The sequence below is a fragment of the Burkholderia puraquae genome (assembly GCF_002099195.1).
Taxonomy (GTDB): Bacteria; Pseudomonadota; Gammaproteobacteria; order Burkholderiales; family Burkholderiaceae; genus Burkholderia; species Burkholderia puraquae.
On the sequence record NZ_NBYX01000011.1, the window covers coordinates 112,746 to 136,016 of the forward strand.

General features: G+C 66.5%; 25 protein-coding genes. 13 read left to right on the forward strand and 12 right to left on the reverse strand.

The features are described from left to right. Nucleotides 1-48 precede the first annotated feature (48 nt). The 4 genes from B7G54_RS21395 to B7G54_RS21410 all read right to left on the reverse strand — a co-directional run bounded on the left by B7G54_RS21395 (nucleotide 49) and on the right by B7G54_RS21410 (nucleotide 2,301). Nucleotides 49-942 (reverse strand): amino acid kinase family protein, encoded by an 894-nt coding sequence (locus B7G54_RS21395; protein ID WP_085040893.1) that lies wholly within the window; start codon nucleotides 940-942, stop codon nucleotides 49-51. A 48-nt stretch (nucleotides 943-990) separates the two neighbouring features. Continuing rightward, nucleotides 991-1,512 carry a PTS sugar transporter subunit IIA gene (locus B7G54_RS21400; protein WP_085040894.1) on the reverse strand — a complete coding sequence of 174 codons (522 nt, stop codon included), beginning with the start codon at nucleotides 1,510-1,512 and terminating at the stop codon, nucleotides 991-993. 140 nt (nucleotides 1,513-1,652) lie between these two features. Further along, nucleotides 1,653-1,871 (reverse strand): hypothetical protein, encoded by a 219-nt coding sequence (locus B7G54_RS21405; protein WP_244289398.1) that lies wholly within the window; start codon nucleotides 1,869-1,871, stop codon nucleotides 1,653-1,655. Between the two features lie 58 nt (nucleotides 1,872-1,929). Next, nucleotides 1,930-2,301 (reverse strand): DUF6697 family protein, encoded by a 372-nt coding sequence (locus tag B7G54_RS21410; protein WP_085040895.1) that lies wholly within the window; start codon nucleotides 2,299-2,301, stop codon nucleotides 1,930-1,932. 84 nt (nucleotides 2,302-2,385) lie between these two features. Here B7G54_RS21410 and B7G54_RS40010 point away from each other — a divergent pair, with 84 nt between their 5' ends. Further along, nucleotides 2,386-2,514 (forward strand): hypothetical protein, encoded by a 129-nt coding sequence (locus B7G54_RS40010; protein WP_279628082.1) that lies wholly within the window; start codon nucleotides 2,386-2,388, stop codon nucleotides 2,512-2,514. 383 nt (nucleotides 2,515-2,897) lie between these two features. Here the strand turns inward: B7G54_RS40010 and groL are convergent, their stop codons facing one another. The 3 genes from groL to B7G54_RS21425 all read right to left on the reverse strand — a co-directional run bounded on the left by groL (nucleotide 2,898) and on the right by B7G54_RS21425 (nucleotide 5,955). Next, nucleotides 2,898-4,538, reverse strand: a complete 1,641-nt coding sequence (gene groL / locus B7G54_RS21415; RefSeq protein WP_085040896.1) for a chaperonin GroEL — start codon at nucleotides 4,536-4,538, stop codon at nucleotides 2,898-2,900. A gap of 12 nt (nucleotides 4,539-4,550) precedes the next feature. Further along, nucleotides 4,551-4,841 carry a co-chaperone GroES gene (locus B7G54_RS21420; RefSeq protein WP_011356207.1) on the reverse strand — a complete coding sequence of 97 codons (291 nt, stop codon included), beginning with the start codon at nucleotides 4,839-4,841 and terminating at the stop codon, nucleotides 4,551-4,553. A gap of 154 nt (nucleotides 4,842-4,995) precedes the next feature. Next, a complete protein-coding gene (locus B7G54_RS21425; protein ID WP_085040897.1) occupies nucleotides 4,996-5,955 on the reverse strand; it encodes a LysR substrate-binding domain-containing protein in 960 nt (319 codons plus the stop codon). Nucleotides 5,956-6,139: 184 nt separating this feature from the next. On the opposite strand from B7G54_RS21425, the gene B7G54_RS21430 reads away from it, so the two are divergent. The 3 genes from B7G54_RS21430 to B7G54_RS21440 are packed head-to-tail and all read left to right on the forward strand — an operon-like array spanning nucleotide 6,140 to nucleotide 9,338. Next, on the forward strand, nucleotides 6,140-7,261 hold the full coding sequence (locus B7G54_RS21430) for a M20 aminoacylase family protein (protein ID WP_106409005.1): 1,122 nt from the start codon (nucleotides 6,140-6,142) through the stop codon (nucleotides 7,259-7,261). A gap of 50 nt (nucleotides 7,262-7,311) precedes the next feature. Next, on the forward strand, nucleotides 7,312-8,100 hold the full coding sequence (locus B7G54_RS21435) for an ABC transporter substrate-binding protein (protein WP_085040899.1): 789 nt from the start codon (nucleotides 7,312-7,314) through the stop codon (nucleotides 8,098-8,100). 53 nt (nucleotides 8,101-8,153) lie between these two features. Beyond that, complete coding sequence (locus tag B7G54_RS21440; protein ID WP_085040900.1) at nucleotides 8,154-9,338, forward strand: porin; 1,185 nt, start codon at nucleotides 8,154-8,156, stop codon at nucleotides 9,336-9,338. A gap of 68 nt (nucleotides 9,339-9,406) precedes the next feature. Here B7G54_RS21440 and B7G54_RS21445 read toward each other — a convergent pair whose 3' ends face one another. Next, nucleotides 9,407-10,426, reverse strand: coding sequence for a zinc-dependent alcohol dehydrogenase family protein (locus tag B7G54_RS21445; protein WP_085040901.1), 1,020 nt, complete (start codon nucleotides 10,424-10,426; stop codon nucleotides 9,407-9,409). A gap of 126 nt (nucleotides 10,427-10,552) precedes the next feature. On the opposite strand from B7G54_RS21445, the gene B7G54_RS21450 reads away from it, so the two are divergent. Next, nucleotides 10,553-11,482: a LysR family transcriptional regulator gene (locus B7G54_RS21450; RefSeq protein WP_085040902.1), complete on the forward strand. Its 930-nt coding sequence runs from the start codon at nucleotides 10,553-10,555 to the stop codon at nucleotides 11,480-11,482. A gap of 122 nt (nucleotides 11,483-11,604) precedes the next feature. Here the strand turns inward: B7G54_RS21450 and B7G54_RS21455 are convergent, their stop codons facing one another. Both B7G54_RS21455 and B7G54_RS21460 read right to left on the reverse strand, forming a co-directional pair. After that, a complete protein-coding gene (locus B7G54_RS21455) occupies nucleotides 11,605-11,787 on the reverse strand; it encodes a hypothetical protein (RefSeq protein WP_244289399.1) in 183 nt (60 codons plus the stop codon). A 17-nt stretch (nucleotides 11,788-11,804) separates the two neighbouring features. Continuing rightward, on the reverse strand, nucleotides 11,805-12,269 hold the full coding sequence (locus tag B7G54_RS21460; RefSeq protein ID WP_085040904.1) for a hypothetical protein: 465 nt from the start codon (nucleotides 12,267-12,269) through the stop codon (nucleotides 11,805-11,807). A 610-nt stretch (nucleotides 12,270-12,879) separates the two neighbouring features. Between B7G54_RS21460 and B7G54_RS21465 the strand changes: the two genes are divergently transcribed. The 8 genes from B7G54_RS21465 (at nucleotide 12,880) to B7G54_RS21500 (ending at nucleotide 21,184) form a co-directional block, all read left to right on the forward strand. Continuing rightward, the gene (locus B7G54_RS21465; RefSeq protein WP_085040905.1) at nucleotides 12,880-13,587 is read left to right on the forward strand and encodes a hypothetical protein; all 708 of its coding nucleotides are present in this window, start codon (nucleotides 12,880-12,882) and stop codon (nucleotides 13,585-13,587) included. A 1-nt stretch (nucleotide 13,588) separates the two neighbouring features. Continuing rightward, complete coding sequence (locus B7G54_RS21470) at nucleotides 13,589-13,900, forward strand: hypothetical protein (protein ID WP_085040906.1); 312 nt, start codon at nucleotides 13,589-13,591, stop codon at nucleotides 13,898-13,900. Nucleotides 13,901-14,063: 163 nt separating this feature from the next. Next, complete coding sequence (locus B7G54_RS21475; RefSeq protein ID WP_085040907.1) at nucleotides 14,064-16,031, forward strand: arylsulfatase; 1,968 nt, start codon at nucleotides 14,064-14,066, stop codon at nucleotides 16,029-16,031. 16 nt (nucleotides 16,032-16,047) lie between these two features. Then, a complete protein-coding gene (locus B7G54_RS21480; protein WP_085040908.1) occupies nucleotides 16,048-17,097 on the forward strand; it encodes a formylglycine-generating enzyme family protein in 1,050 nt (349 codons plus the stop codon). Nucleotides 17,098-17,129: 32 nt separating this feature from the next. Next, nucleotides 17,130-17,903, forward strand: coding sequence for a MetQ/NlpA family lipoprotein (locus B7G54_RS21485; protein ID WP_425266517.1), 774 nt, complete (start codon nucleotides 17,130-17,132; stop codon nucleotides 17,901-17,903). After that, on the forward strand, nucleotides 17,897-18,883 hold the full coding sequence (locus tag B7G54_RS21490) for a YkgJ family cysteine cluster protein (RefSeq protein ID WP_085040909.1): 987 nt from the start codon (nucleotides 17,897-17,899) through the stop codon (nucleotides 18,881-18,883). Before B7G54_RS21485 ends, B7G54_RS21490 begins: the two co-directional genes overlap by 7 nt. A gap of 76 nt (nucleotides 18,884-18,959) precedes the next feature. Continuing rightward, on the forward strand, nucleotides 18,960-19,298 hold the full coding sequence (locus B7G54_RS21495) for an antibiotic biosynthesis monooxygenase family protein (RefSeq protein WP_085040910.1): 339 nt from the start codon (nucleotides 18,960-18,962) through the stop codon (nucleotides 19,296-19,298). A gap of 185 nt (nucleotides 19,299-19,483) precedes the next feature. Continuing rightward, on the forward strand, nucleotides 19,484-21,184 hold the full coding sequence (locus B7G54_RS21500; protein ID WP_085040911.1) for a hypothetical protein: 1,701 nt from the start codon (nucleotides 19,484-19,486) through the stop codon (nucleotides 21,182-21,184). Between the two features lie 88 nt (nucleotides 21,185-21,272). Here the strand turns inward: B7G54_RS21500 and B7G54_RS21505 are convergent, their stop codons facing one another. Together B7G54_RS21505 and B7G54_RS21510 are read right to left on the reverse strand one after the other, a co-directional pair. Further along, entirely contained in the window at nucleotides 21,273-22,178 is a 906-nt protein-coding gene (locus B7G54_RS21505; RefSeq protein ID WP_085040912.1) for a hypothetical protein, read from the reverse strand. A 154-nt stretch (nucleotides 22,179-22,332) separates the two neighbouring features. Further along, a complete protein-coding gene (locus B7G54_RS21510) occupies nucleotides 22,333-23,265 on the reverse strand; it encodes a LysR family transcriptional regulator (RefSeq protein WP_085040913.1) in 933 nt (310 codons plus the stop codon). Nucleotides 23,266-23,271 lie beyond the last annotated feature (6 nt).

Sequence of the window (23,271 nt, forward strand, 5' to 3'; positions counted from 1 at the left end):
TTGCGGCGGCCCTGGCGGGTCGCCGCAAGCGTTCCATTGCCGCAAAAGTCAGAACCGCACGACCTGCTTCTGCTCGACGTTGAAACCGTCGCGCAGCACGCTCGCCGAATCCGCGAAGTAGCGGCGGGTTTCCGACAGCAGGTCGGTGTTGCCACGGCGGCAGAACACCACACCCGACCCTTCCTCCGTCAGCAGTTCGTCGATCAGCGATTCGGGTTGCCCGATATCGGCGAGATGGACGTTCTGCACGCCGTGCGCGAGCGCATCGAGCGCTTCCCGGACGCAGGGCGCCGCGGTGGCGGCCGGGTGCTCGGCGAGCCATTGCTCGAGTTCCGTGATGCCGTAGAGCCCGGCGAGCTCGCCGAGTTCGCGCAGCAGCGTGCTTTCGACCATCATCACCAGCGTGACGGCGCCCGTGCGCTGCGCGAAGAGGCTGCCGAGCCGTTCAGGGCGCAGCAGGCGATCGTGGCCTGCGTCGTCCGGCGCGACGGGCATCACGACGGGCACGAGTCCGTTTTCGAGAAGTGCGTTCAACGCGGCCCCGTCGAATTGAGCGACCGTGCTCGTGCTTGCGCGGTCGGGTTCCGCGCCGGCAACCAGCAGGCCGCCGTCGTGACCGTCGATGCCGATTGCCCTGGCGCCGTGACTGCCGATCAGGCGTACCAGTTCATGGTTGATGCCGGCCATGGCTGCGTGCGTGGTGTGGACCGATTGCGTTTCGGCCGCGGCCGGTATGCCCTGGACGACGACCGGGCGAACACCGGTGAGCGCGAGCAGCGCGACATCCTGCGCGAAGGCCGCACGGGTGTGCGCATCGTTCGCGGTACCGCTCTTGACGATGACGACGGTCTGCCCGTGCAGGGCCTGCATGAACGGCAGCGAGCGCGCCAGCCCGGCCACGCGGCGCGACGTAAGGGTAGGACTTTCAGGGTCTGGGAACATGGGAATCCGGATGGATGAAGGGAGTGCACGACGCCGCACGGTGCGGCGTCAGTGCGTGCTTTGCATGAGCCGGTGAATCTCGTCGGGCGTCAGCGCGTCGCGCGACGCTTGCCGGAACGGGCGGTCACTGAAACACCGCGCCGCGTCGGCGAGCAGTTCGAGGTGCGCGCGATCGTCCGCTTTCGGCAGGATCAACACGATGAATTCGCGCACGGGCTTGCGGTCCGGCGCGTTGAACGCGAACGGGTACAGCGTGCGCACGAATAGCGCGACGGCCGAGCCGAGCCCGTCGACACGCGCATGCGGAATCGCGACGCCCTGGCCGAGCCCCGTCGAGCCGAGTTGTTCGCGCTTGATCAGCTCGGTCCTGATGCGTTCCGCGGAAACGCCGCTGCTGCGCTCGATATATCGCGCGACGAGGTCGAACAACTGGATTGCGCTTTCGGCTGGCACGTCGAGCAGGATGTTGTCTGGCGGACAGGCATCGGCGAGTCGGGGCGCGAACGATGCGCGGCCGCGTCGGCAGGGAAGGTCGGGTTGGCCGCTAGAGGCGGCCTGCTGCGTTTGCATGCGGATCTCTCCGTGTCGGGAATGACAGGGAAATCCTAGACAAAAGCGCGTAAAGACGGTGTCAGATACGCAGGGGGGCGGCATTAAAATTGTGTATCGATTGGGGCGCGGCGTGCGCGACGCGCCCGGTACGCGCGCCTTCAGGTGCCCGACAGCACGAACGGCAGCGTCGTCAGCAGAAACACCGAAATGCCGACGACCGGCGCGCCGAACGCGATCGCCGCGAACGCCACCGCGGCGCTGGTCAGCACGAGCGTTCTCGATACCCGGCGGTGCCGGTCGTGTGCTGCGGCCCTGTCATCGCGGAGGGCATCGGTCCGCGCACCGATCACGTGTTTCCAGAACGTCAGGCCAAGCATGATTGCTCCTGTATGAATGATGACCGGGACGGGGCGCGCAACGCGCCCCGCAAGCGGATCAGCGGCGCTCGAGCTTGAGCACGCGCGAGATCTGCCCGGACGTGAAGCCGCTGTTGCGCACGTAAGGCGCGCAGTCGAGCGGGGCGGTGAGCGATTCACTGACGACGTATTGGCCGACGAAGCGGTACGCGTCCGTTGCCATTCGAATGAACACAGGAATCGCGTCGCGTTGCGCGGCGAGCGTCCTGCCGGCCGCTCGCGCGGACGCGCTGCCGTCGCAGAGGATCACGTCGGGCGCTTGCGGGTTGAGGTCCGTGCGCAAGCAGGCGGCCACGACCTTGCCGTTCTTCGTCGGCAGGAACGCCTGCTTGCTGCCGCCGCAGGCGGTGTGGATGAATTCGCGGGTGTACTGCCTGTCGATCTCGAACATGACCGGGCTCCGGTATCGGAAATTTCCGTTGGTTAAATCAGGTATGCAAAGTAATTCGACCGGATCGAGATGCCAGGAAAGGGCATGCGATCGATCGTGCCGGGGCGGCGGATCGATGGCGCGTCGTGGCACGGGATTTTCCGCGCGGACACGCTTGCCCGCACGATGCGCGATCAACGCATCGACATCGTGCTCAAGCGTGCGCGGGAATGACTACGGCGCGCACCGTCCGCCTGTCGGCAGGACGGTGGCTCGGGAAAAGCGAGACGCAGGCGTCCTGCCTGTCAGGCAGAAAAGCAACTCGGCGGGCGAGGACTTCGGATGCGCATGTGCGTGCTCGGTGGTGGATTGCGAACACATTCTAGTGAACGCACGCACGGCCGCAAGTAAAAAGGTCGTAAAGGTTGCGCGGCGCGCGCGGGATCGCGGTCGGGTGCGACGGGGCGGGCTTTCATCTCACCCGAGCACGGCTGCGGGCCTTCGCGCGGCCCTGCATCGCCGATCAAACGCAACAACGCGTGACGACTTTCGTCGCCACGCGTTATCTGCCTGCATCTCGCAGCGCATGCCGGTGAACCGGCACACGCGCGGCACCGTCAGAAGTCGAACCCAGGCCCGCCCGCACCCGGGCCGCCCGGCGCAGCCGCTGGCGCCGCATCCTTCGGTGCTTCGAACACGGTGGCATCGGTCGTCAGCAGCAGCCCCGCGACCGACGCCGCGTTCTGCAGTGCCGTACGCGTGACCTTGGTCGGATCGAGCACGCCCGATTCGACGAGGTCGCCGTATTCGCCCGTCTGCGCGTTGTACCCGAAGTTGCCCGAGCCTTCGGCAACCTTCGCGACGACCACGCTCGCTTCCTCGCCCGCGTTCGTGACGATCTGGCGCAGCGGCTCCTCGAGCGCGCGCAGCACGATCTTGATGCCCGCGTTCTGGTCGGCGTTCGCGCCGTGCAGTTCGCGGATCGCCTGCCGCACGCGGATCAGCGCGACCCCGCCGCCCGGCACGATGCCTTCCTCGACGGCCGCGCGCGTGGCGTGCAGCGCGTCGTCGACGCGATCCTTCTTCTCCTTCACTTCGATCTCGGTGGCACCGCCGACCTTGATCACCGCCACGCCGCCCGCGAGCTTCGCGACGCGTTCCTGCAGCTTCTCGCGGTCATAGTCCGACGTTGCCTCTTCGATCTGCACGCGGATCTGCTTCACGCGCGCTTCGATGTTCTTCGCATCGCCCGCGCCGTCGATCACGGTCGTGTTTTCCTTGCCGACCTCGATGCGCTTCGCCTGGCCGAGTTCCGCCAGCGTGGCCTTCTCCAGCGTCAGGCCCGTTTCCTCGGCGATCACCTGCCCGCCGGTGAGGATCGCGATGTCCTCGAGCAGTGCCTTGCGGCGGTCGCCGAAGCCCGGCGCCTTCACGGCCACCGTCTTCAGGATCCCGCGGATGTTGTTCACGACGAGCGTCGCGAGCGCCTCGCCTTCGACATCTTCCGCAATGATCAGCAGCGGCCGGCCCGACTTCGCGACCTGTTCGAGCACCGGCAGCAGGTCGCGGATGTTCGAGATCTTCTTGTCGTGCAGCAGGATGTACGGGCTTTCGATTTCGGCGATCTGCTTGTCGGGCTGGTTGATGAAGTACGGCGACAGGTAGCCGCGATCGAACTGCAACCCCTCGACGACATCGAGTTCGTCCGCGAGCGACTTGCCGTCCTCGACGGTGATCACGCCTTCCTTGCCGACGCGGTCGATCGCTTCCGCGATGCGCTGGCCGATCGACTCCTCGCCGTTCGCGGAGATCGTCGCGACCTGCGCGATTTCCTTGCTCGTGGTGGTCGGCCGGCTGATCTTCTTCAGCTCGTCGACGGCCGCTACGACGGCCTTGTCGATGCCGCGCTTCAGGTCGAGCGGATTGAGCCCGGCTGCCACGTATTTCTGGCCTTCGCGGACGATCGCCTGCGCGAGCACGGTGGCCGTCGTGGTGCCGTCGCCGGCCGCATCGCTGGTGCGCGACGCGACTTCCTTCACGAGCTGCGCACCGATGTTCTGCAGCTTGTCCGCCAGTTCGATTTCCTTCGCGACCGACACGCCGTCCTTCGTGACGACGGGCGCGCCGAAGCTGCGCTCGAGCACGACGTTGCGGCCCTTCGGCCCGAGCGTGACCTTCACTGCGTTCGCGAGAATGTTCACGCCTTCGGTCAGCTTGGCCCGTGCGACGTCGCTGAAAATGATTTCCTTGGCTGCCATGATTGCGCTCCGTTATTGATTGACGACCGCGACGATGTCTTCCTCGCGCAGCACGAGAAACTCGTTGCCGTCCACTTTGACGGCTTGACCGGCGTATTTGCCGAACAGCACGCGCTCGCCGACCTGCAGGTCGGGCACGATGCGCTGGCCGTCCGCATCCTTGCGGCCGGGGCCGACGGCGATCACTTCACCCTGGTCGGGCTTTTCCGCGGCGCTGTCGGGGATCACGATGCCCGACGCGGTGGTGGTTTCCTGGTCGAGTCGCTTCACGATCACGCGGTCGTGCAAGGGGCGTAGGCTCATTTGTTCGTCCTGTGCTGATCTGTCGAAATGGGCTGGCACTCTTTAACAGAGAGTGCTGACGAGTATAAAAATGCGCGGCGGCGCGATCCAATAACGGATTCGGAAAAGCATTTTCACGGAGGCGCTTAGGACGAAGGGCGCGCCGGGCCGCGCGTCAGATCAGCAGCGACAGCGTCCTGAACAGCGCGAGATCCGCCTTGCGTGCCGAGCGCGCATGGCGGCGGATCACGTGCAGCAGGCAGTCGATGAAGCAGCGCGCCGCATCGCTCAGCGTGCTGCTGCGCCGCGTGACGATCCCGAGGTCGCGCGGCTCGAAGGTTTCCTTCAACGGCAACGCGCGCATCCGTTCGCCGAACGACGGCACGGCCGCGAGGATCGTCGGGCACCACGTGCACATGTCCGCCTGTTCGAGCATCGTCTGCAGCATGGCCACCGACTGCGCGCGCACGATGCGCCGCTCGTCGATTTCAGCGCCGTGGCGCGTGAACAGGTACTCGACGAGCGCGGCCTGCCCGTCGGCCGCGAAATTCAGCACCCAGTCGTTCTCGAGCAGGTCGTGGATCGACCGCGCGTGCTCGAGCGGGTGGCCGGCGCGCACCATCACCGAGGTTTCGTAGCGCAGCATCGGCTCGAACGCGAATTCCTGCATGCTGCCCGGTTGCACGTGCCCGAGCGCGAAGTCCATGCTGCCGTCGCGCAGCAGCGGCTGCGCGACGGCCATCAGCGCTTCGTAGAGTTCGAGGCGCACGTCGGGCATCCGCTCGCGAAAGCGCAGCACCGTTTCCGCGAGGAAGGTCATCGTGAGCCACGGCGTGACGCCGATGCTCAGCCGGCCCTCGACGCGGCCGCGCATGCGTTCGAGATCGCTCTGCGCGTGCTCGAGCTGCTTCAGCACGAGCTTCGCGTGCGTGAGCAGCGTCTTTCCGTATTCGGTGAAGCCGATCCCCTCCGGCGCGCGGACCAGCAGCGGCAGACGCTCGCTGGCCTCCAGTTCGCGCAGCGCGCGCGTGACGGCCGCCTGCGACAGCCCGAGCGTGCGCGCCGCGCCGCGGATGCTCCCGGCTTCCGCGCTCGCGACGAGTGCCTGCAGCTGATGCAGCTTGATCGTGCTCATGGTGCGATACCCGACAACGAAAGGTTGTCATCATAACGAAACCGGGGCTGTTCGCCGGGATTTTCGCTGCCTACGATGCGGCCACGATCTGTCATTCGGGCGATCGGCAACCGGAATGCATCGAGGAGAATCGGGGTTGGACCACAAACCTATCCAGCCGGAAATGGCGGCCATCGAGACGGACATGATTGCATTGCGCCGCCGGCTGCACGCGCATCCGGAGCTCGGCTTCGAGGAACATGCGACGAGCGACCTCGTGGCCGATTTCCTGACAACGTGGGGTTATCGGGTGACGCGCGGGCTTGGCGGCACGGGCGTGGTCGGCACATTGACGCGAGGCCGCGGGAAACGGCTCGGGCTGCGCGCGGACATGGATGCACTGCCGATCCGCGAGACGACCGGGCTGCCGCATGCCAGCCGGTGCGACGGCGTGATGCACGCGTGCGGCCACGACGGCCATACGGCGATGCTGCTCGCGGCGGCGCGCTGCCTGGCCGAGCGCGCAAGCTTCACAGGCACGCTGAACCTGATCTTCCAGCCGGCCGAGGAAGGGCTCGGCGGCGCAAAACGGATGATCGACGACGGGCTGTTCGCGCAGTTTCCGTGCGATGCGGTGTTCGCGATGCACAACGTGCCGGGCCTGCCGGCCGGCGTGCTCGGCTTCTGCGACGGCCCGGCGATGGCATCGGCCGACGAGGTGCGCGTGCGCGTGACCGGGCGCGGCGGGCATGGCGCGGCACCGCATACGACGATCGATCCGGTGGTCGTGTGCGCGTCGATCGTGATGGCGCTGCAGACCGTCGTGTCGCGCAACGTGAACCCGCAGGACCTGGCGATCGTGACGGCCGGCTCGATCCATGCAGGCACCGCATCGAACGTGATCCCGCCGCACGCGGATCTGGAACTCAGCGTGCGTGCGCTGTCGCCGGACGTGCGCGCGCTGCTCGAACGGCGCATTCACGAGATCGTGCAGGGGCAGGCCGCGAGCTATGGTGCGACGGCCGAGATCGACTACCGGCACGCGTACCCGGTGCTCGTCAATCACGCGGCGGAAACTGCGTTTGCACGCGACGTCGCCCGCGAATGGGGCGGCGAGGCCGCGTTGATCCCGCATTTGCGGCCGATCGCGGCAAGCGAGGATTTCGCGTTCATGCTGAACGCATGCCCCGGCAGCTACCTGTCGATCGGCAACGGTGACGGCGCCGCCGGATGCGGGCTGCACCACCCCGGCTACGACTTCAACGACGCGTGCCTTGCCACGGGCGCGAGCTACTGGATTGCGCTGGCGGAACGCTACCTCGCGTGACGGCCCCGCACGATTTTGACTGACGATTCACACAAGGAAGGAGACTGGCAATGAAGCAGTGGAAACGGATGGCGGCGCTTGCGGTGGCGCTCGCGGCAGGGGCGGCGCATGCCGGTGACTGGGCGGGCAAGGAGATCCGCCTCGCGGTCGATCCGACTTACCCGCCGCTCGAATACAAGCTGCCCGACGGCACGCTGACGGGCTTCGGGATCGACATCACGAACGCATTGTGCGCGGAGCTGCATGCGCGCTGCGTGTGGGTCGAATCGAGCTTCGACGGGATGATTCCGGGGCTGCTCGCGCGCAAGTTCGACGTGATTGCGTCGTCGATGACGATCACGCCGAAACGGCAGCAGCAGATTGCATTCACGAACCGGATCTCGAATGCGCCGGCGCGCCTCGTCGCGCGCAAGGGGTCGCCGCTGCTGCCGACGGCCGACGCGTTGAAGGGCAAGCGCGTGGGCGTCGAGCAAGGTTCCGCGCAGGCCGATTACGCGATCGCGAACTGGCAGCGGGCCGGCGTGCAGGTCGTGTCGTACCAGAACCAGGACCAGGTCTATGCCGATCTCGTGACGGGCCGGCTCGACGCGGCGTTCCAGGCATCGATCGCGGCCAGCGACGGTTTCCTGAAGAAGCCGCAGGGCCAGGATTTCGCGTTCGTCGGCGCGGCGATCGACGACGTGAAGTACTTCGGGCAGGGCGACGGGCTCGGGCTGCGCAAGCAGGACAACGACCTGCGCGACGCCTTCAACCGTGCGCTTGCGACGATCCTCGCGAACGGCACGTATCAGCGGATCAACCGGAAGTACTTCGACTTCGACATCTACGGCGCGAAGTAAGCGGCGACGCCCGTAAAAACGGGCAATCACGACAATATAAATAAGGATTACGGATGAACTGGAGATCGTTTTTCGTCGCGATTCCGGCGCTGTGTGCAGCGCCTGCGTTCGCGCAAGGCAGCGTCACGCTGTACGGCCTCGTCGATGCGGGCATCGACTACACGAACAATGTCGGCGGCCACAGTGCCTGGCAAATGGCGAGCGGCTTCGCGCAAGGCAGCCGCTGGGGGCTGAAAGGTACCGAGGATCTGGGCAGCGGCTACAGCGCACTGTTCCAGCTCGAGAGCGGATTCAACGTGAACAGCGGCACGCTCGCGCAGGGCGGCCGCATGTTCGGGCGGCAGGCCTACGTCGGGCTCGGCAGCACGCGTTTCGGCACGTTGACGCTCGGCCGGCAATACGATGCGGTAGTCGACTATCTCGCGCCGACGACCGCGAACGGCAGCTGGGGCGTCTATCCGTTCTCGCATCCGCTCGACAACGACAACACCGGCAACACGTTTCGCGTGAACAACACGGTCAAGTATGCGAGCCCCGATTTCGCCGGCTTCTCGTTCGGCGGCACGTACAGCTTCAGCAACGACACGGGCTTCGCGAACAACCGGCAGTGGAGCGTCGGCGCGCAGTACGAGCAGGGCGGGCTGCTCGTCGGCGCGGCGTTCCTGAACGCGGACAACCCGGGTGCGACGTCGGGCGGCGCGATCGCGGGGGCGGGATCGGTCGGCGCCGATGCGAACTTCGCGTCGGCGCGGCTGCGGATCTTCGGGGCGGGCATCAACTACACGGCGGGGCCCGCGACGGTCGGGTTCGCGTACACGAACAGCAACGTCACGCGGCCGACCGCGAACGTCGGCTACCTGTTCGGCGACGAAACGATCGCGCCCGTGACAGGGCCGCTCGCGGGTGGCACGGTGTCGTCGATCAAGTACCAGAACTTCGAAGTGAACGGCAAATACCAGTTCACGCCCGCACTGTTCGTCGGTGCGCAGTACGTGTACACGACGGTGCGCTACGACGCGACGACGGGCACCGCGAAGCCGAAGATCCATTCGCTCGGGCTGATGGCCGACTACAACCTGTCGAAGCGTACGGACGTGTACCTGATGGGTGCGTACCAGCGGATCGCGGGCGATGCGACCGGCTCGTCGCTCGACCAGGCCTATATTCCCGGTGCGGCAGACCTGTCATCGACGTCGAAGCAGTTGATGGTTCACGCGGGGATTCGTCACAGGTTCTGACGGGGCGACAGGGGAAGGGCAGCGAGGCGGCGGGCGCGGCACGGAGTCGCCCCGTCGCCTCGCTGCGTTTACTGCGCGACGCGAATCACGACCTTGCCGAAGTGCTGCCCCGACTGCAGGTACGCATACGCCTGCGGCGCTTCGTCGAAGCCGAACACGCGATCGACCACCGGCTTGATCTGCTTCGCGTCGACGAGCCGCGCGACATCGTCGAGCATCGCGCGGCTGCCGACCATGATCCCGTGCAACTGCCGGATCCCGCCGATCAGCGACAGCAGCCCGAGTTCGGGGCCGGCGAAGCTGCTGAGGCCGCCGATCACCGACACGATGCCGCCCATCTTCGTCGCGGCGACCGAGCGCGGCAGCGTATCCTTGCCGCCGACCTCGACGACCAGATCCGCACCTGCGCCGCCGGTGAGCCGCAGCACCTCATGTTGCCATTCGGGCGTTGCGCGATAGTTGATCGTTGCGTCCGCACCGAGTGCGCGGGCGCGTTCGAGCTTTTCGTCGCTCGACGACGTAATGATCGTGCGCAGCCCCGCGGCATGCGCGAGCTGCAGCGCGACGATCGACACGCCGCCCGTGCCGAGCAGCACGACGGTCGCGCCGGGCGCCAGGCCGCCGTCGGCGAACAGCGCGTTCCACGCGGTGACGCCCGCACACGATAGCGTCGCCGCCTCGTCGTAGTTCAGATGCGCGGGAATCGCGACCAGCGCGGCTTCGTCGGACACGAAGTGTTCGGCCAGCACACCGTCGAATTGCGCACCGGGCGACCCCGACGTTTTCTGCGGCGTTGGCGGCCCGTCGATCCAGTGCGGGAAGTACGTGTTGATCACGCGATCGCCAGGCTTGAAGCGCGTGACGTCGCGGCCGGTTTCGATGACTTCGCCGGCGCCGTCCGCAACCGGAATCAGCGCTTCCTTGCCGATGCCGAGATAGTCGCCGCGCGCGAACATCAGGTCGCGATAGTTCAGTCCGGCCGAGTGGATCTTCACGACGACGTCGGTCGGCCCGACCGCGCGGTGCGTCGCGTCGATACGCCGAAGCCCGGCAATGCCGTCGCCCGGTTTCAGTTGCCATGCATGCATGTCCGCTCCTTTTCGAGATAGTCGGGACTATCATAGTGTTGCGTACGGGGACGCATTGGCGAGAATTCGGCCAACGATTGTCGCCAGTGCGGACACAAACCAGTCATTCCACCGGAGCGGAATTGCATGGACGAGCGGTTGAGGGGCGTCGCCGAATTCGTCGACGTCGTGGAGTCGGGCAGCTTCGCGGCGGCGGCGCTGCGTCTCGGCATGACACGCTCGGCGGTCGCGAAGATCGTCGCGCGGCTCGAACAGCGTCTCGGCGCGCGGCTGCTGCAGCGCACGACGCGCCAGCTCGGACTGACCGACGAAGGGCTCGTCTATTACGAGCAATGCCGGCGGCTGCTGGCCGAACTCGGCGAGACGGAGGCCGCGCTCGACGCGGGGCAGCGCGAGCCGGCGGGGCGGCTGCGCATCAGCGTGCCCGTGCTGTTCGGGCGGCAATGCGTGGCGCCCGTCATGCGGCGCCTCGTGGAGCGCCATCCGCGGCTCGAAATCGACGTGTCGTTCAGCGATCGCGTGGCCGACCTGGTCAACGACGGCTTCGACATCGCGGTGCGCATCGGCGAGCTGGCCGATACGAGCGCGCTCGTCGGCCGGAGGCTCGGCGTGCAGCGCATGGGCATCTGCGCGGCGCCCGCATATCTCGAACGTCATGGCCGGCCGGCGGGGCCCGACGCACTCGCGTCGCACGTCGGCATCGCGTATTCGCGCGGCGGGCAACCGACCCCATGGCGGGTCGTCGGCGCGGACGGTGCGGTGCACGACCATCGCCCGGCCGGCCGCCTGCGGCTCGACGACCTGCAGGCGATTGCCGATGCGGCCGCGGCCGGCGCGGGCCTCGCTTGGCTGCCGTGCTGGCTGATGGCGCCTTACCTGCGCGACGGCCGCCTCGCGCTCGTGATGGACAGCAACAGCGTGTCGGGCGCCGAGGTGTACGCGGTGCGGCCGGCGGCGCGTCACGTGCCGTCGAAGGTGCGCGTCGTCGTCGATGCGCTGGTCGACGAGATTCCGCACATGCTGGCGTCGGACGACGCGAACGGCGAGCGCGGATGACGGCGACCGATTCTCCGATGACGACGCGACAATCCGGTTGGATGCGCATCGCGTTCGGACGCGTCTCGCATGTACGGCAGAACCGAGTGAGGAAAGGCCGGCAAGTCGCTTTTTTCGGGCGACTAGCGCTTGCGTCGTCGCGGATCGATGCCGTTTTGTTCGAGCAGCTTGCGCAGCCGCGCGTTTTCGATCCACAGTGAAGCGAACGCGGCCACCGTCATCAGGATCGGAAACCATTCGCCTGTCGCGCTGATGATCGCCCAACCTACGGCCGTGACAATCAGTGCCGTGACGATGAGAAGCAATCGGTCTGCAAGCCACTTCATTGCGCACCCCGGATCGCCGTGTTCGCCTTCAGGCCGAGATAGCTGTGCGAGCCCGGTGCAAGCACTTCGGGATGGCGCAGAACTTGAGCCATGACCAGAGGATGAACCGCGAGTCCGTAACGTGTGCCCCATCGAGCGACCGCCAAGGACATATCGATTCCTCGCTTGCCGACTCCGCATGCCAATGACGCATCGGTTGCGACCATCAAGCTGCCAATGACTGCGCCCAGGTAGATGCTGGCAAGAATCGAACTGCCGATGGTGACGCCTTCCAGCTTCGTCGTGGCGCCAATCAGTTCACCGATCGTTGCATCTGCACCTAATGTTCTCAAGACATCCATCATCGCGGCAACGCTGACGATGGACGTTTGTAGTGTTGCGAAAAGAGTTGTTGGAACGGGCATATGCAACGCGGTCATGTTTGCATGGAAGGCCGTGGAAAAACTCGGACATTTCGACATCTGGACTTTCTCGGGATAGGTCGCGAAATTCTTACATATTCCTTTCTGTAAATTGACCGGCAACTCTAGCAGGTTGTCGAGCAGACCGATCGAGTTTGGATCGGATGATCGAGCCGGTGATATCCCCACCAATCGTGCCGGATAGCGTTGATGCCGACATGCCGACCGATCACGGTAGCCTTCGCTATTACCGCGATCAGTGTAGTTTTGCAGCTCTTGTTGGCCGACTTGAGACTTTTTCTAACGTTTTCAGATCGCGCTCGTCGTGCGCGGCGAGACGAGCGGCGGGCTCGCGTGGTGAGGCATGGCGCTCGCGGCGCCGGTCTGTATCTGGTGACGCGGTATTAAGCGAACGACAGGGACTACCTGGGGCAGGTAACAGAATTTGAAGGTTTCCGGCGCAGGGCGCATATACGTACACGTCCGGAATGCGGGCGTCTGCCGGGCGCCAAACAGCGAGCCACAGCGCCTCGGCGGCATGTCTTGGGGAAACAATGCGAGCCGTCAGCCCCGCCGTGCGCGGGTTTTTTGCGTGTTCCATGAAAACCGTGAGCTTGTGGCATCGTGTCGCGAAAAGTAGATACGCCCGACGGTAACGCCGGGGTTTCGAATGGCTTCAATCGCAATCGAATTGGGTTCGGGAAAGCGCGCGACGCTGACACGCGCGGGACGTGGGACGTTGTTGGCCAGTCAGCGCGCCGCAATCTCCGAACTGATGCTGCACTGGCCGAAGTATGCAGGCCTGACGACGAATGCGGTGATGTATGTGCGGCAGTTGGGCCTTGGTACCGTTCGTGGTGCACCGCTCGATGTGCTCAGGTCTGCCATCGAGGATGGGCGGGTCGTCGTCGAGATCGAGCGCGTGGCGGTGAGTGGCGGCGCTTCTGGTGGTCAGCCGTCCATGCCCCCTTTCCCTCGTGGGAACCGGTTCGGTAGAGTGGCACCGATGGCGTTGCGGTCTTCAGACAAGCCAATCCCGCGTTGGGCGCGGCCGAGCGATGTATCGGCTGATGAGTTGATACGATACCTGGAGAGCGTCATAGCTGGCACCGGCAGTGGTATTGCCGACATCGCGCCCGTACGGGTTGATAGTGCGCTGCTCAGCGAGGCGACACCGTTCTCGCTCGACGATTCACCGTGGGGCGACGCCATGACCATGGCGGCTGTCGACGCGTTTCAAGAGGAACAGTGTTTCGCACGATACGAAATCGACATGGAAATGTGTGCGGCCGCTGGCGCGATGTATAAAGACCCCAGGACCTACGCACTGTGCGGGCAACGTGCTTTCGAAAAATTCCAGACTTGTAGAGGAATGTGACATGAGCAAACCGAGACGCGCCACCATCGTATTTTACGACGAGGAGACCGAACAGGTTACGCTGTGCACGGTGTTTCGCCGCGACGTGCAGGCCGTCCTTGACCGCGAAATGAAGGCAGGTGTCGCCATCACGATTCCGCCGCATGCCGAACCGAATGACGGGTGCCCGATTACCGATGAGGACGCGCGGCGATTGGGCGGCATGGCGCTGCTGATGCAGGCGGGCGTACATCCGGAATTGCGCGAACGGCTCAAGTTCGTGGAGTCGGGTTCCATCGACTGGTCTCCCGTTCGGCGGCCGGACACCGACTGAAAGTTTGGGGTGGCCGCACCCGGCGAATCGATCGTCGTGCGAATCGTGGAACACCGGCCTCCATGCATATTCCCCCACCCCGTTAGCATGTGACGAATCCGACTTTGGGCGCCGCGCGGGCGACGCTAAGATCGCCGATCCCGTAGATCGAGCGTCAACAAAAATGAAAAAGTCCGCTTCGCCGTTGCATGCTTTCCGTTTCCGTGTCGTCTGCGCCGCGATTGCCGGCGCGGTGTCGCTCGCGTCGTGCGGCGGCGTCGACAGCGATGCGCCGCCGCCTCAGGCCAATACGACGCCGCCGCAGGCCGCGAAACGCCCGAACATCCTGTACATCATGGCCGACGACCTCGGCTATTCCGACATCCATGCATTCGGTGGCGAAATCAACACGCCGAACCTCGACGCGCTCGTCGCATCGGGCCGCATCCTGTCGAACCACCACACGGGCACCGTCTGCGCGATCACGCGCGCGATGCTGGTGTCCGGCACCGATCACCATCTGGTCGGCGAAGGCACGATGGGCGTGCCGACCGACGAGCGGCGCGGGCTGCCAGGCTACGAGGGCTACCTGAACGATCGCGCGCTGTCGTTCGCCCAACTGCTGAAGGATGCCGGCTATCACACGTATATCGCGGGCAAGTGGCACATCGGCTCGGGGATCGTCGGCAGCGCGACGGGCAGCGGGCAGACGCCCGACCAGTGGGGTTTCGAGCGCAGCTACGTGCTGCTCGGCGGCGCGGCGACGAACCACTTCGCGCACGAGCCGGCCGGCTCGTCGAACTACACGGAAGACGGCCGCTACGTGCAGCCTGGCCAGCCGGGGCAGCCGGGGCAGCCGGGCGGTACGGGCGGCAGCCCGGCCGTGTTCTATTCGACCGATTTCTATACGCAGAAGCTGATCTCGTACATCGATTCGAACCAGCGCGACGGCAAGCCGTTCTTCGCATACGCGGCGTACACCTCGCCGCACTGGCCGCTGCAGGTGCCCGAACCCTGGCTGCACAAGTACGCGGGCGTGTACGACGCCGGCTACGACGCGATCCGCAACGCACGGATCGCGCGGCAGAAGGCGCTCGGCCTGATTCCCGCGGACTTCAAGCCGTTCGACGGGCTGCCCGAGACGACGGCGGCATCGCCTGCGACCGCGAACAACGGCACCGCGAACGCGAAGTACATCAGCGCCGTGCATACGGCCGCGGACGGCTACAGCGATTACGGCACTGGCAAGGTCGACAAGCTGTGGTCGAGCCTGTCGCCGGCCGAACGCCGTGCGCAGGCGCGCTACATGGAGATCTACGCGGGGATGGTCGAGAACCTCGACTACAACATCGGCCTGCTGATCCAGCACCTGAAGGACATCGGCGAATACGACAACACGTTCATCATGTTCCAGTCGGACAACGGCGCGGAAGGCTGGCCGATCGACTCGGGCGCCGACCCGACGGCGACCGATACCGCGAACGGGCAGGAGCCGATCTACTCGACGCTCGGCACCGACAACGGCAAGCAGAACGCGCAGCGCCTGCAGTACGGGCTGCGCTGGGCCGAAGTGAGCGCGTCGCCGTTCCGGCTGACGAAGGGCTACTCGGCCGAAGGCGGCGTGTCGACGCCGACGATCGTGCGGCTGCCGGGCCAGTCGCAGCAGCTGCCGACGCTGCGCGCGTTCACGCACGTGACCGACAACACGGCGACGTTCCTCGCGATCGCGGGCGTCACGCCGCCGTCGCAGCCGGCGCCGCCGCTCGTCAACACGCTGACGGGCGTCGACCAGAACAAGGGCAAGGTGATCTACAACAACCGCTACGTGTATCCGGTCACGGGCCAGTCGCTGCTGCCGGTGCTCACGGGCTCGGCGACGGGCGAGGTGCACACGACGCCGTTCGGCGACGAAGCGTACGGCCGCGCGTACCTGCGCAGCGCCGACGGCCGCTGGAAGGCATTGTGGACCGAGCCGCCGCTCGGGCCGCTCGACGGTCACTGGCAGCTGTACGACCTCGCGTCGGATCGCGGCGAGACGACCGACGTGTCGGCGCAGAACCCGTCGGTGATCGGCACGCTCGTCGACCAGTGGAAGACCTACATGAGCAACGTCGGCGGTGTCGAGCCGCTGCGTCCGCGCGGCTACTACTGATCGCGGGGACGACACGATGCGGTTCCGCTTCTGGACGACCGGCACGGCGCTTGCCGCCACGCTGTTCGCCGCCGCGTTCGCGGTGGGCTATGCGAATTCGGCGGCGCCGCCAGTCGGCGCATTCGACGACCTGAATCGCGGCCGCGCGCTTGCGCCGCTCGGTTCGGAACGCCAGTGCGAACGTTATTCTGGACTGCCGGCGAAGTGGCGCGACGACCCGCAGGCGGGGATGGTGCACCTGCGCGGCGGCGCGTTCGTGCTCGGCAGCACGCGCGGCTATGCGGACGAGCGTCCGGTCGGCGACGGCCGCACGCGCGTCGGCGGCTTCTGGATCGACCAGACCGACGTGACGATCGCGCAGTTCGCTGCATTCGTGCAGGCGACCGGCTACGTGACCGAGGCCGAGCAGCAGGGTGGGGCGGCGGTGTTCCATGTGCCGACGCGCGACGAGATGAACGCGCGCGACCTCGCGTGGTGGTCGTGGGTGAAGGGCGCGTCGTGGCGTCATCCGCGCGGGCCGGGCAGCGGCGTCGACGGGCTCGGCAACCTGCCCGTCACGCTCGTCACGCAGCGCGACGCGCTCGCGTATGCGCGCTGGCTCGGCCGCGACCTGCCGACCGAGGCCGAATGGGAGTACGCGGGCAAGGCCGGTCGCGACGATGCTTCGCTCGACGCGGCGCCGCGCGACGCGCAGGGCAAGCCGGCCGCGAACTACTGGCAGGGCGTGTTCCCGGTGCTCGACACGTCCGAGGACGGTCATGCGGGGCTCGCGCCCGTCGGCTGCTACGCGGCGAACGGCTTCCGGCTCTACGACATGATCGGCAATGCATGGGAATGGACGAAGGACGCGTACACGGGCCCGCACCAGCCGCATACGAACGGCGACACGGCGGCCGTCGCGCCACCGACGCGCCGGCACGATACGCCGATGGTCATCAAGGGTGGCTCGTTCCTGTGCTCGCGCGACTACTGCGTGCGCTATCGCGCGTCGTCGCGTGAACAGCAGGAAGCCGATCTCGGCGCGTCGCATATCGGCTTTCGCACGATTCTGAGGGATGCGTCATGAAGCGCGTCATGTATCGCGCGGGCGCATGGCTGATGGTTGCGTGCGCGGTCGTTCATTCGGGTTTGACCGTTGCTGCGGAATCAGCCGCACCGGCCGTACGCGTCGGCGTGACGCGTGGCGTCCATGCGCAGATCCTGGACGAAGTGAAGCGGGTCGCCGCCACGCGAGGACTGGGTATCGACGTCGTCGAATTCGACGACGCGTCGCGCATCGACGCAGCGCTTGCCGACGGCCGGATCGATGCAGCCAGCTTCGAGGATGCGCAACAGCTTGCTGCGACGCGCGCACGGAAGCGCTACGCACTGTCCGACGTCGCGCCGACTGTCACGCTGCCGATGGCGCTCTATTCGCGCAAGCTGAAGAACCTGAACGAACTGCAGCCCGGCGCGACGGTCGCGATTCCTGCCGATCCGCGCGGCATGGCGCGCGCGCTCGTGCTGCTGCAGAACGACACGCTCGTGACGCTGCGCGAAAAGGCCGGCCTGCATGCGACGCTGCGCGACGTGACCGGCAACCGGCTCGGGCTGAAGCTCGTCGCGCTGCGCCGCGATCGCCTTTACGCGGCGCTCGATACGGCCGCGTTCGTCGCGATCGACAGCGACGATGCCGCGCGTGCCGGGCTGCAACCCGCGCGCGACAGCATTGGCATCGAGGATGCGCGCTCGCCGTATGCGAACGTGCTGACGGTGCGCGATGCCGATCGCGCGAAGCCGTGGGTGACGCAGCTCGTCGCCGCGTATCACTCGGACGACGTCGCGCGCTTCATCCTCACGCGCTACCAGGATTCGGTGCGGCGGCCGTGGTAGACACCTACCTGCTCGCGTGCAACGCTTGCGGCCGCTGCTGCAACAGTGCACCGACGCTGTCGTTGCGCGAACTGTTCCGGCATCGGCATCGCTTCGTCGGTGCGCTGACGATCCGTCGCGTGCCGAAGCGGCGGATCGGCGAGCGCTGGCGTGCCGGCGGCCGCGAGCACGCGCTCGATGCGGACGACGTTGCGGCATTCGATGCGCTGGCGGAGCGGTTGTTTCATCGCACCGGCGGCATGGGAACCGAATGGATCGCGCTGACGCTTCAGGGCTACGACTATCCGTCGCTTGGCCGTTGCGCGGCGCTGGCCGACGACGGCCGCTGCGGCGTGCATGCGGACAAGCCGTCGATCTGCAGTGCGGTGCCGCTCGATCCGACGCTGCCGGACCGGTTGCAATCCCGTGTGCTGGCCGCGCGGCGCGACGATGCGGGATGGCTGGGCGCGAACTGCATCGTCGAAGTCGAAAACGCGCAATCGTCGGATGTTGCTTCCTTTCCGGTTCCGCTGGTAACGGCCGGACAGGTCGCAGACCGTGCGGCGCTCGACGCGTATCGCGATGCGCTCGTGTTCGAGCGCGCGGTGTGGCGTGATGCGGTGTTCGCCTCGTTGACCGACGGCGGGCAGGACGTGCGCCATGCGCTGTCGCGGCTTGCGCCCGGCGGCTACCTGACCGTGTCGATCGTGCCGGTGCTGCTGGCCGTTGCAACGGTGTCCGTGCATTGCCGCGCGCTGTGCATCAGCTTCGTCGACGCGCAGCTTGCATTGATCGGCGCAAACATCGAAGCGGCACTTGCACGCCGACGTGCCGACGACCGGCCCGCCACGCACGAGTTGCGCGGCTTCGCGCAGGCGCTTGAACGCGCCCGGCTCGCGCTGGCGGCCCTGCCGCCGCCCGCAGCCGGAACACGTGAAGACGCGCCGCGCATCGACGCGTGGCTCGACGACCGTCCCGTCGCCGATTCGCTCGCTGCGTAACCGCCGCCGGACGATCGCGGCACGCCGTGTGTGCCGTACACTTGGTGCTCTTTCAACCGCTATCGATGGAGCGTGCATGTACGCGTCGACCTTCATTTTCCGTGCCGGGCAATACGACGACGCATTCCACCGGCTCGACCGGCAGATCGCCGACATGGCGCGTGCGACGCCCGGCTATCTCGGCGAGGAAACCTGGGAGAACACCGAAGCGGGGCTGATCCAGAACGTCTACTACTGGGACTCCGAGGCGGCACTGCAGCAGTTGATGCAGCATCCGGCCCACCTCGAAGCGAAGGCGAAGCAGGCGCGCTGGCTCGATGGCTATCGTGTCGTGATTTCGAAGGTGCTTCGCGAATACGGCGACGGCAAGCTGACGCAACCGCATGCGGGGCAATCCGCGTCGCCGGCTGTCTGATTCATTTCTTTCGCATTACGGATCAATAACAACGAGGCGTGCACGACGCGTCCGCATTCGTCTGCAGGTTTGCGCGGCATCGCGTGCAATCAATTCTTCATCAAGCATGGCTAAGGTGGCGTGGCTTCACGTCGTCAGTCTGTCCACAACAACATCCCCATTCGATGTCGTACGGAGCCTTGTCCATGCCGAATTTCGCCTTGTCTGCGAAGCGCCGCCGCGCGCTGCGCGATCGAACCGTTCCTGTCGTCGCACTCACGCTGATCGCCGCGAGCATCGGCGCGCATGCCGCCCTGCATGACAACGGCGACGACAGCCGTTTCGCGCCCGGTTTCGTACCGGGCTTCCTGGTGTTGAGCCGCAGCGTGTACGACAACGTGTCCGCCAACGTGCAGCCCGGCGCGATCCTGCCGCCGAACTGCGCGAAAACCACCCGCGGCTGCGGCACGGCGTCCGGCGCGCCGAGCGACGGCACCTATCCGTACGTATGGAACAACGACCGCTACGACGGCAGCTTCGGCATCACGTCGCGCATCTTCCTCGACCAGATCACGCCGGCCGGCGGCGTCGTCAGCACGCTCGAAGTGCCGAACAGCCTGCAGAATGGCTTCGCGCACGACCAGATGGTGACGAGCTTCAGCTCGAAATCGGAACTCGGCCTGCACCTGTCGGCCGACGGCAATTACCTGACGTTCATGGGCTACGTCGCGCCGGTCAACGCGATCGACGTGTCGAACTCGAACACGCCGCTCGCGGTCGATACGACGAACCCGGACGGGCAGAACTTCTATCGCGCGATCGCGCGCGTCGATCGTCACGGGCATTTCCGCTTCACCGAGACGAATGCATACAGCGGCAACAACGGCCGCGCGGCGATCCTGAACAATCGCGACGGCCGCGAGATCTACTACACGTCGGGCAACGCCGGCAACGGCGCGAACCCGCAACCGGACAACGTGATTCTCGGCGCGGGCGCGCAACTGATCGACGGCGCGAAGCACCGCGAAGCGCAGCAGGATCCGGGCGTGCCGACGCCGCTCGCGAGCTTCTCGGTCACGGAACTCGGCGCGAAGGCCGACAAGATCGGCAAGGACGACAACTTCCGCGGCATCGCGGTGCACGACAACGTCGTGTACTACTCGAAGGGCAGCGGCGGCAACGGCGTGAATACCGTGTACTTCGTCGATACCACCGGCACTGCGTGCCCGTCGGGCGTCGGCGTGCCGTCGCCGAAGGCCGTGCTGCCGACGGCGCCGCTCGCGTACAACGCGGCGACGCTGCAGGCGGCCGGCCTGCCGAACAACATGTGCGTGCTGGCGGGCTTCCCGTCCACGCCGAACAAGACCGCGACGACGCTGTCCTATCCGTTCGGGATGTGGTTCGCCGACGCGAACACGCTGTATGTCGCGGACGAAGGCGACGGCTACACGGGCGGCGCGGACTTGTACACGCATGCCGCTGCCCAGACGACGGCGGGCCTGCAGAAGTGGGTCTACGACGCGGGCACGAAGCAGTGGAAGCTCGCGTACACGCTGCAGAACGGGCTGGATCTCGGCAAGCCGTATTCGGTGGCCGGCTACCCGGCTGGCAACAATACGGCGACCGGCCTGCCGTGGGCGCCGGCGACGGCAGGCCTGCGCAACCTGACGGGCCGTGTCGAACGCGACGGCACGGTGACGATCTGGGCGATTACGTCGACGGTCAGCGGCAACGGCGATGTGGGTGCCGATCCGAACCGCCTGGTTGCGGTGCGTGACGTGCTGAAGAACACGAGCGCGACGACGGCTGCGCATGAGCAGTTCGCCGTGCTGCGGACGGCGAAGTTTGCGGAAGTGCTGCGGGGGATCGAGTTTGCGCCGGGTACCGATACGGGGCGGTCGCACTAAAGAAGGCGAGACCCGGCTGGTGCCGGGTGACAGAGGCACGGCCGCGCGCTTCCGCGGCCGTGCCTTTCAACTTTGTCGTGGCACGCGTTCAGCCGGTGCGCTGCGCTTCGCCGTCTTTTGGCTCAGCCTGTGCCGCGCGCTCCCAGATCGCGAACATCGCATTCTGGACCGACGTTTGCGCGTCGATGACCTTGCGGTGATCGATGCCTGGCAGGTCGAGCAGCCGGTCGACTGCCGCTTTCGCACCTTCGGCGTCCTGCGGGAATCCGCACGCGAACCGCTTGTTCGTATCGAACAGGATCCACCACACATCCGATTCGTACGGTCCCTGGTCGTTGGTTTCGATTACGACCGCGCCGAGGTCGGACAGCGCGATGCCGTGCGTTGCGCCCTTCGGGTCGGTCGACTCGATGCGCATATCGGTCGCGGTCACGGTCCAGCGGCTCGGCTGGATGGACGAGGGGATCGATGACGGTGCGGTGTCGAGCCGGGCCGTGTCGGCGGCACCGGCCGGCGCGGCGGCATTCACTGGCCCGATTGCATCGACCGGGCCATCCTGCGCGATATCGGCTGCCGGTGCGACAGCGTCCTTATTCATGCGCCCGCCGATCCACGGCAACGCGGCGGCACCGGCCATCGCCGCAATCCACAGGGAGTACCCGAAGCCGAAAGCGTGGATCGGCTTGAAGTCCGGGCCGGCCGGTATCGTGTGCCATCCGAGCGCGAAGGCCACGACCACGGCGAGCAGCGCGGATACGATTCGGTTCGGCTTGATCAGTGCAACGACCAGCAGCGGGTTGCCGAGCCATGCGAATTGCAGGTCGAGGATCGCGAGCGGGCCGATCGCGAGGACCATATAACCGCGCCACCAGTGCACTGCGCCGGCAGCATTCGGCGGTTCGGCGGCGACCGGCAGCAGCAGCGATACGACGTACAACGCGACGATGACGGCGCGCGCGAGGTTCAGGCGAGCGGGTGCGGTGCGAGTCTGCATGTTGCCTTCTTGTCGTGCAGGGGCGTGCGAAGCGGTCAATGCCGGACGGCCGTGCCGGCAGTCACGATGCGTCGCTGGCGATTGTGGGCGATTCGCGCAGCGATGTCGAATGCGCGCCGGATGCCCGGCCTCGCCACCCGTCGCCCGCATCGCATCAAAGCGCTTCGACCAGCAACCGCTTGCTCTTCTCGCAGTACTCGTGACATGCGGCCCGCGCCGCAATCGCCGCGCCATGCACGAACCGCGGTGCATCGGCCCGCCGCGACATCGACACGACGATCGACGGCGGCGAAGGCTGCAGCGGCAGCTCGACCACTTCACCACTTTCGATCAACGCATCGACGAACAGCACCGGAATCGCCGCGACGCCGAAGCCGTCGCGCACGAGCTGCACGATCACCGAGATCGACGGCGACCCGGTGATGCGCGTGTCCGACAGCGGCACGCCGTGCGCGTGCGCGAGCGTGCGCACGATATCCTCGAGCGCACGGTGGGGTGCCGTACCGCGCCCGTAGGTGAGAATCGGCTGCCGCAGCACCTGCCTGGCGAGGCCCGTGCGCGTGTTCGGCAGCAGCCCCGCACGCGCGATCCAGCGCACCGGGTAGTTCGCGAGCGCATCGCACACGACCGACGCCTCGTCGCTGCCTTCCACGCGGATGATCAGGTCGAGCTCGCCGGCCATCAGCCGGCGCTGCAGCACCACGCTGACGTCGACGGTCAGGTCGATTTCGAGCTGCGGATAGTCGGCCGCCAGCCGCCGCATGTAGTGCGGCAGCCAGCTGTGCACGACGGTCTCGATCACGCCGAGCCGCAGCTTGCCGCGCAGCGCGCTCTCGCCGGACGCGGCGGCCTGCAGCTCCTGCGTCGCCTCGACCACGGCTTTCGCATAGCCGAGCAGGTATTCGCCGTTCGGCGTGAGCCGGAATTCGCGGCTGTCGCGGTCGACGAGTACCGTCTGCAGTTCGTCCTCCAGCGCCTTCAGGCGCTGCGAGATCGCGGCCGGCGTCGCGTGCAGCGCGGCGGCCGTCGTGCGGAAGTTGCGCAGCTTCGCGAGCGTGACGAAGGTTTCGAGAAAACGCGTGTTCATGGCGGT

What these genes read in the sequence shown, in the direction of transcription:
- B7G54_RS21395 (WP_085040893.1), bottom strand. Translation starts at nt 942, where the DNA reads ATGTTCCCAGACCCTGAAAGTCCTACCCTTACGTCGCGCCGCGTGGCC.
- B7G54_RS21460 (WP_085040904.1), bottom strand. Translation starts at nt 12,269, where the DNA reads ATGTCGAAATGTCCGAGTTTTTCCACGGCCTTCCATGCAAACATGACC.
- B7G54_RS21440 (WP_085040900.1), top strand. Translation starts at nt 8,154, where the DNA reads ATGAACTGGAGATCGTTTTTCGTCGCGATTCCGGCGCTGTGTGCAGCG.
- B7G54_RS21485 (WP_425266517.1), top strand. Translation starts at nt 17,130, where the DNA reads ATGGTTGCGTGCGCGGTCGTTCATTCGGGTTTGACCGTTGCTGCGGAA.
- B7G54_RS21420 (WP_011356207.1), bottom strand. Translation starts at nt 4,841, where the DNA reads ATGAGCCTACGCCCCTTGCACGACCGCGTGATCGTGAAGCGACTCGAC.
- B7G54_RS21475 (WP_085040907.1), top strand. Translation starts at nt 14,064, where the DNA reads ATGAAAAAGTCCGCTTCGCCGTTGCATGCTTTCCGTTTCCGTGTCGTC.
- B7G54_RS21505 (WP_085040912.1), bottom strand. Translation starts at nt 22,178, where the DNA reads ATGCAGACTCGCACCGCACCCGCTCGCCTGAACCTCGCGCGCGCCGTC.
- B7G54_RS40010 (WP_279628082.1), top strand. Translation starts at nt 2,386, where the DNA reads ATGCGATCGATCGTGCCGGGGCGGCGGATCGATGGCGCGTCGTGGCAC.
- B7G54_RS21435 (WP_085040899.1), top strand. Translation starts at nt 7,312, where the DNA reads ATGAAGCAGTGGAAACGGATGGCGGCGCTTGCGGTGGCGCTCGCGGCA.
- B7G54_RS21400 (WP_085040894.1), bottom strand. Translation starts at nt 1,512, where the DNA reads ATGCAAACGCAGCAGGCCGCCTCTAGCGGCCAACCCGACCTTCCCTGC.
- B7G54_RS21450 (WP_085040902.1), top strand. Translation starts at nt 10,553, where the DNA reads ATGGACGAGCGGTTGAGGGGCGTCGCCGAATTCGTCGACGTCGTGGAG.
- B7G54_RS21410 (WP_085040895.1), bottom strand. Translation starts at nt 2,301, where the DNA reads ATGTTCGAGATCGACAGGCAGTACACCCGCGAATTCATCCACACCGCC.
- B7G54_RS21495 (WP_085040910.1), top strand. Translation starts at nt 18,960, where the DNA reads ATGTACGCGTCGACCTTCATTTTCCGTGCCGGGCAATACGACGACGCA.
- B7G54_RS21480 (WP_085040908.1), top strand. Translation starts at nt 16,048, where the DNA reads ATGCGGTTCCGCTTCTGGACGACCGGCACGGCGCTTGCCGCCACGCTG.
- B7G54_RS21425 (WP_085040897.1), bottom strand. Translation starts at nt 5,955, where the DNA reads ATGAGCACGATCAAGCTGCATCAGCTGCAGGCACTCGTCGCGAGCGCG.
- B7G54_RS21430 (WP_106409005.1), top strand. Translation starts at nt 6,140, where the DNA reads ATGATTGCATTGCGCCGCCGGCTGCACGCGCATCCGGAGCTCGGCTTC.
- B7G54_RS21445 (WP_085040901.1), bottom strand. Translation starts at nt 10,426, where the DNA reads ATGCATGCATGGCAACTGAAACCGGGCGACGGCATTGCCGGGCTTCGG.
- B7G54_RS21405 (WP_244289398.1), bottom strand. Translation starts at nt 1,871, where the DNA reads ATGCTTGGCCTGACGTTCTGGAAACACGTGATCGGTGCGCGGACCGAT.
- B7G54_RS21470 (WP_085040906.1), top strand. Translation starts at nt 13,589, where the DNA reads ATGAGCAAACCGAGACGCGCCACCATCGTATTTTACGACGAGGAGACC.
- groL (WP_085040896.1), bottom strand. Translation starts at nt 4,538, where the DNA reads ATGGCAGCCAAGGAAATCATTTTCAGCGACGTCGCACGGGCCAAGCTG.
- B7G54_RS21465 (WP_085040905.1), top strand. Translation starts at nt 12,880, where the DNA reads ATGGCTTCAATCGCAATCGAATTGGGTTCGGGAAAGCGCGCGACGCTG.
- B7G54_RS21510 (WP_085040913.1), bottom strand. Translation starts at nt 23,265, where the DNA reads ATGAACACGCGTTTTCTCGAAACCTTCGTCACGCTCGCGAAGCTGCGC.
- B7G54_RS21500 (WP_085040911.1), top strand. Translation starts at nt 19,484, where the DNA reads ATGCCGAATTTCGCCTTGTCTGCGAAGCGCCGCCGCGCGCTGCGCGAT.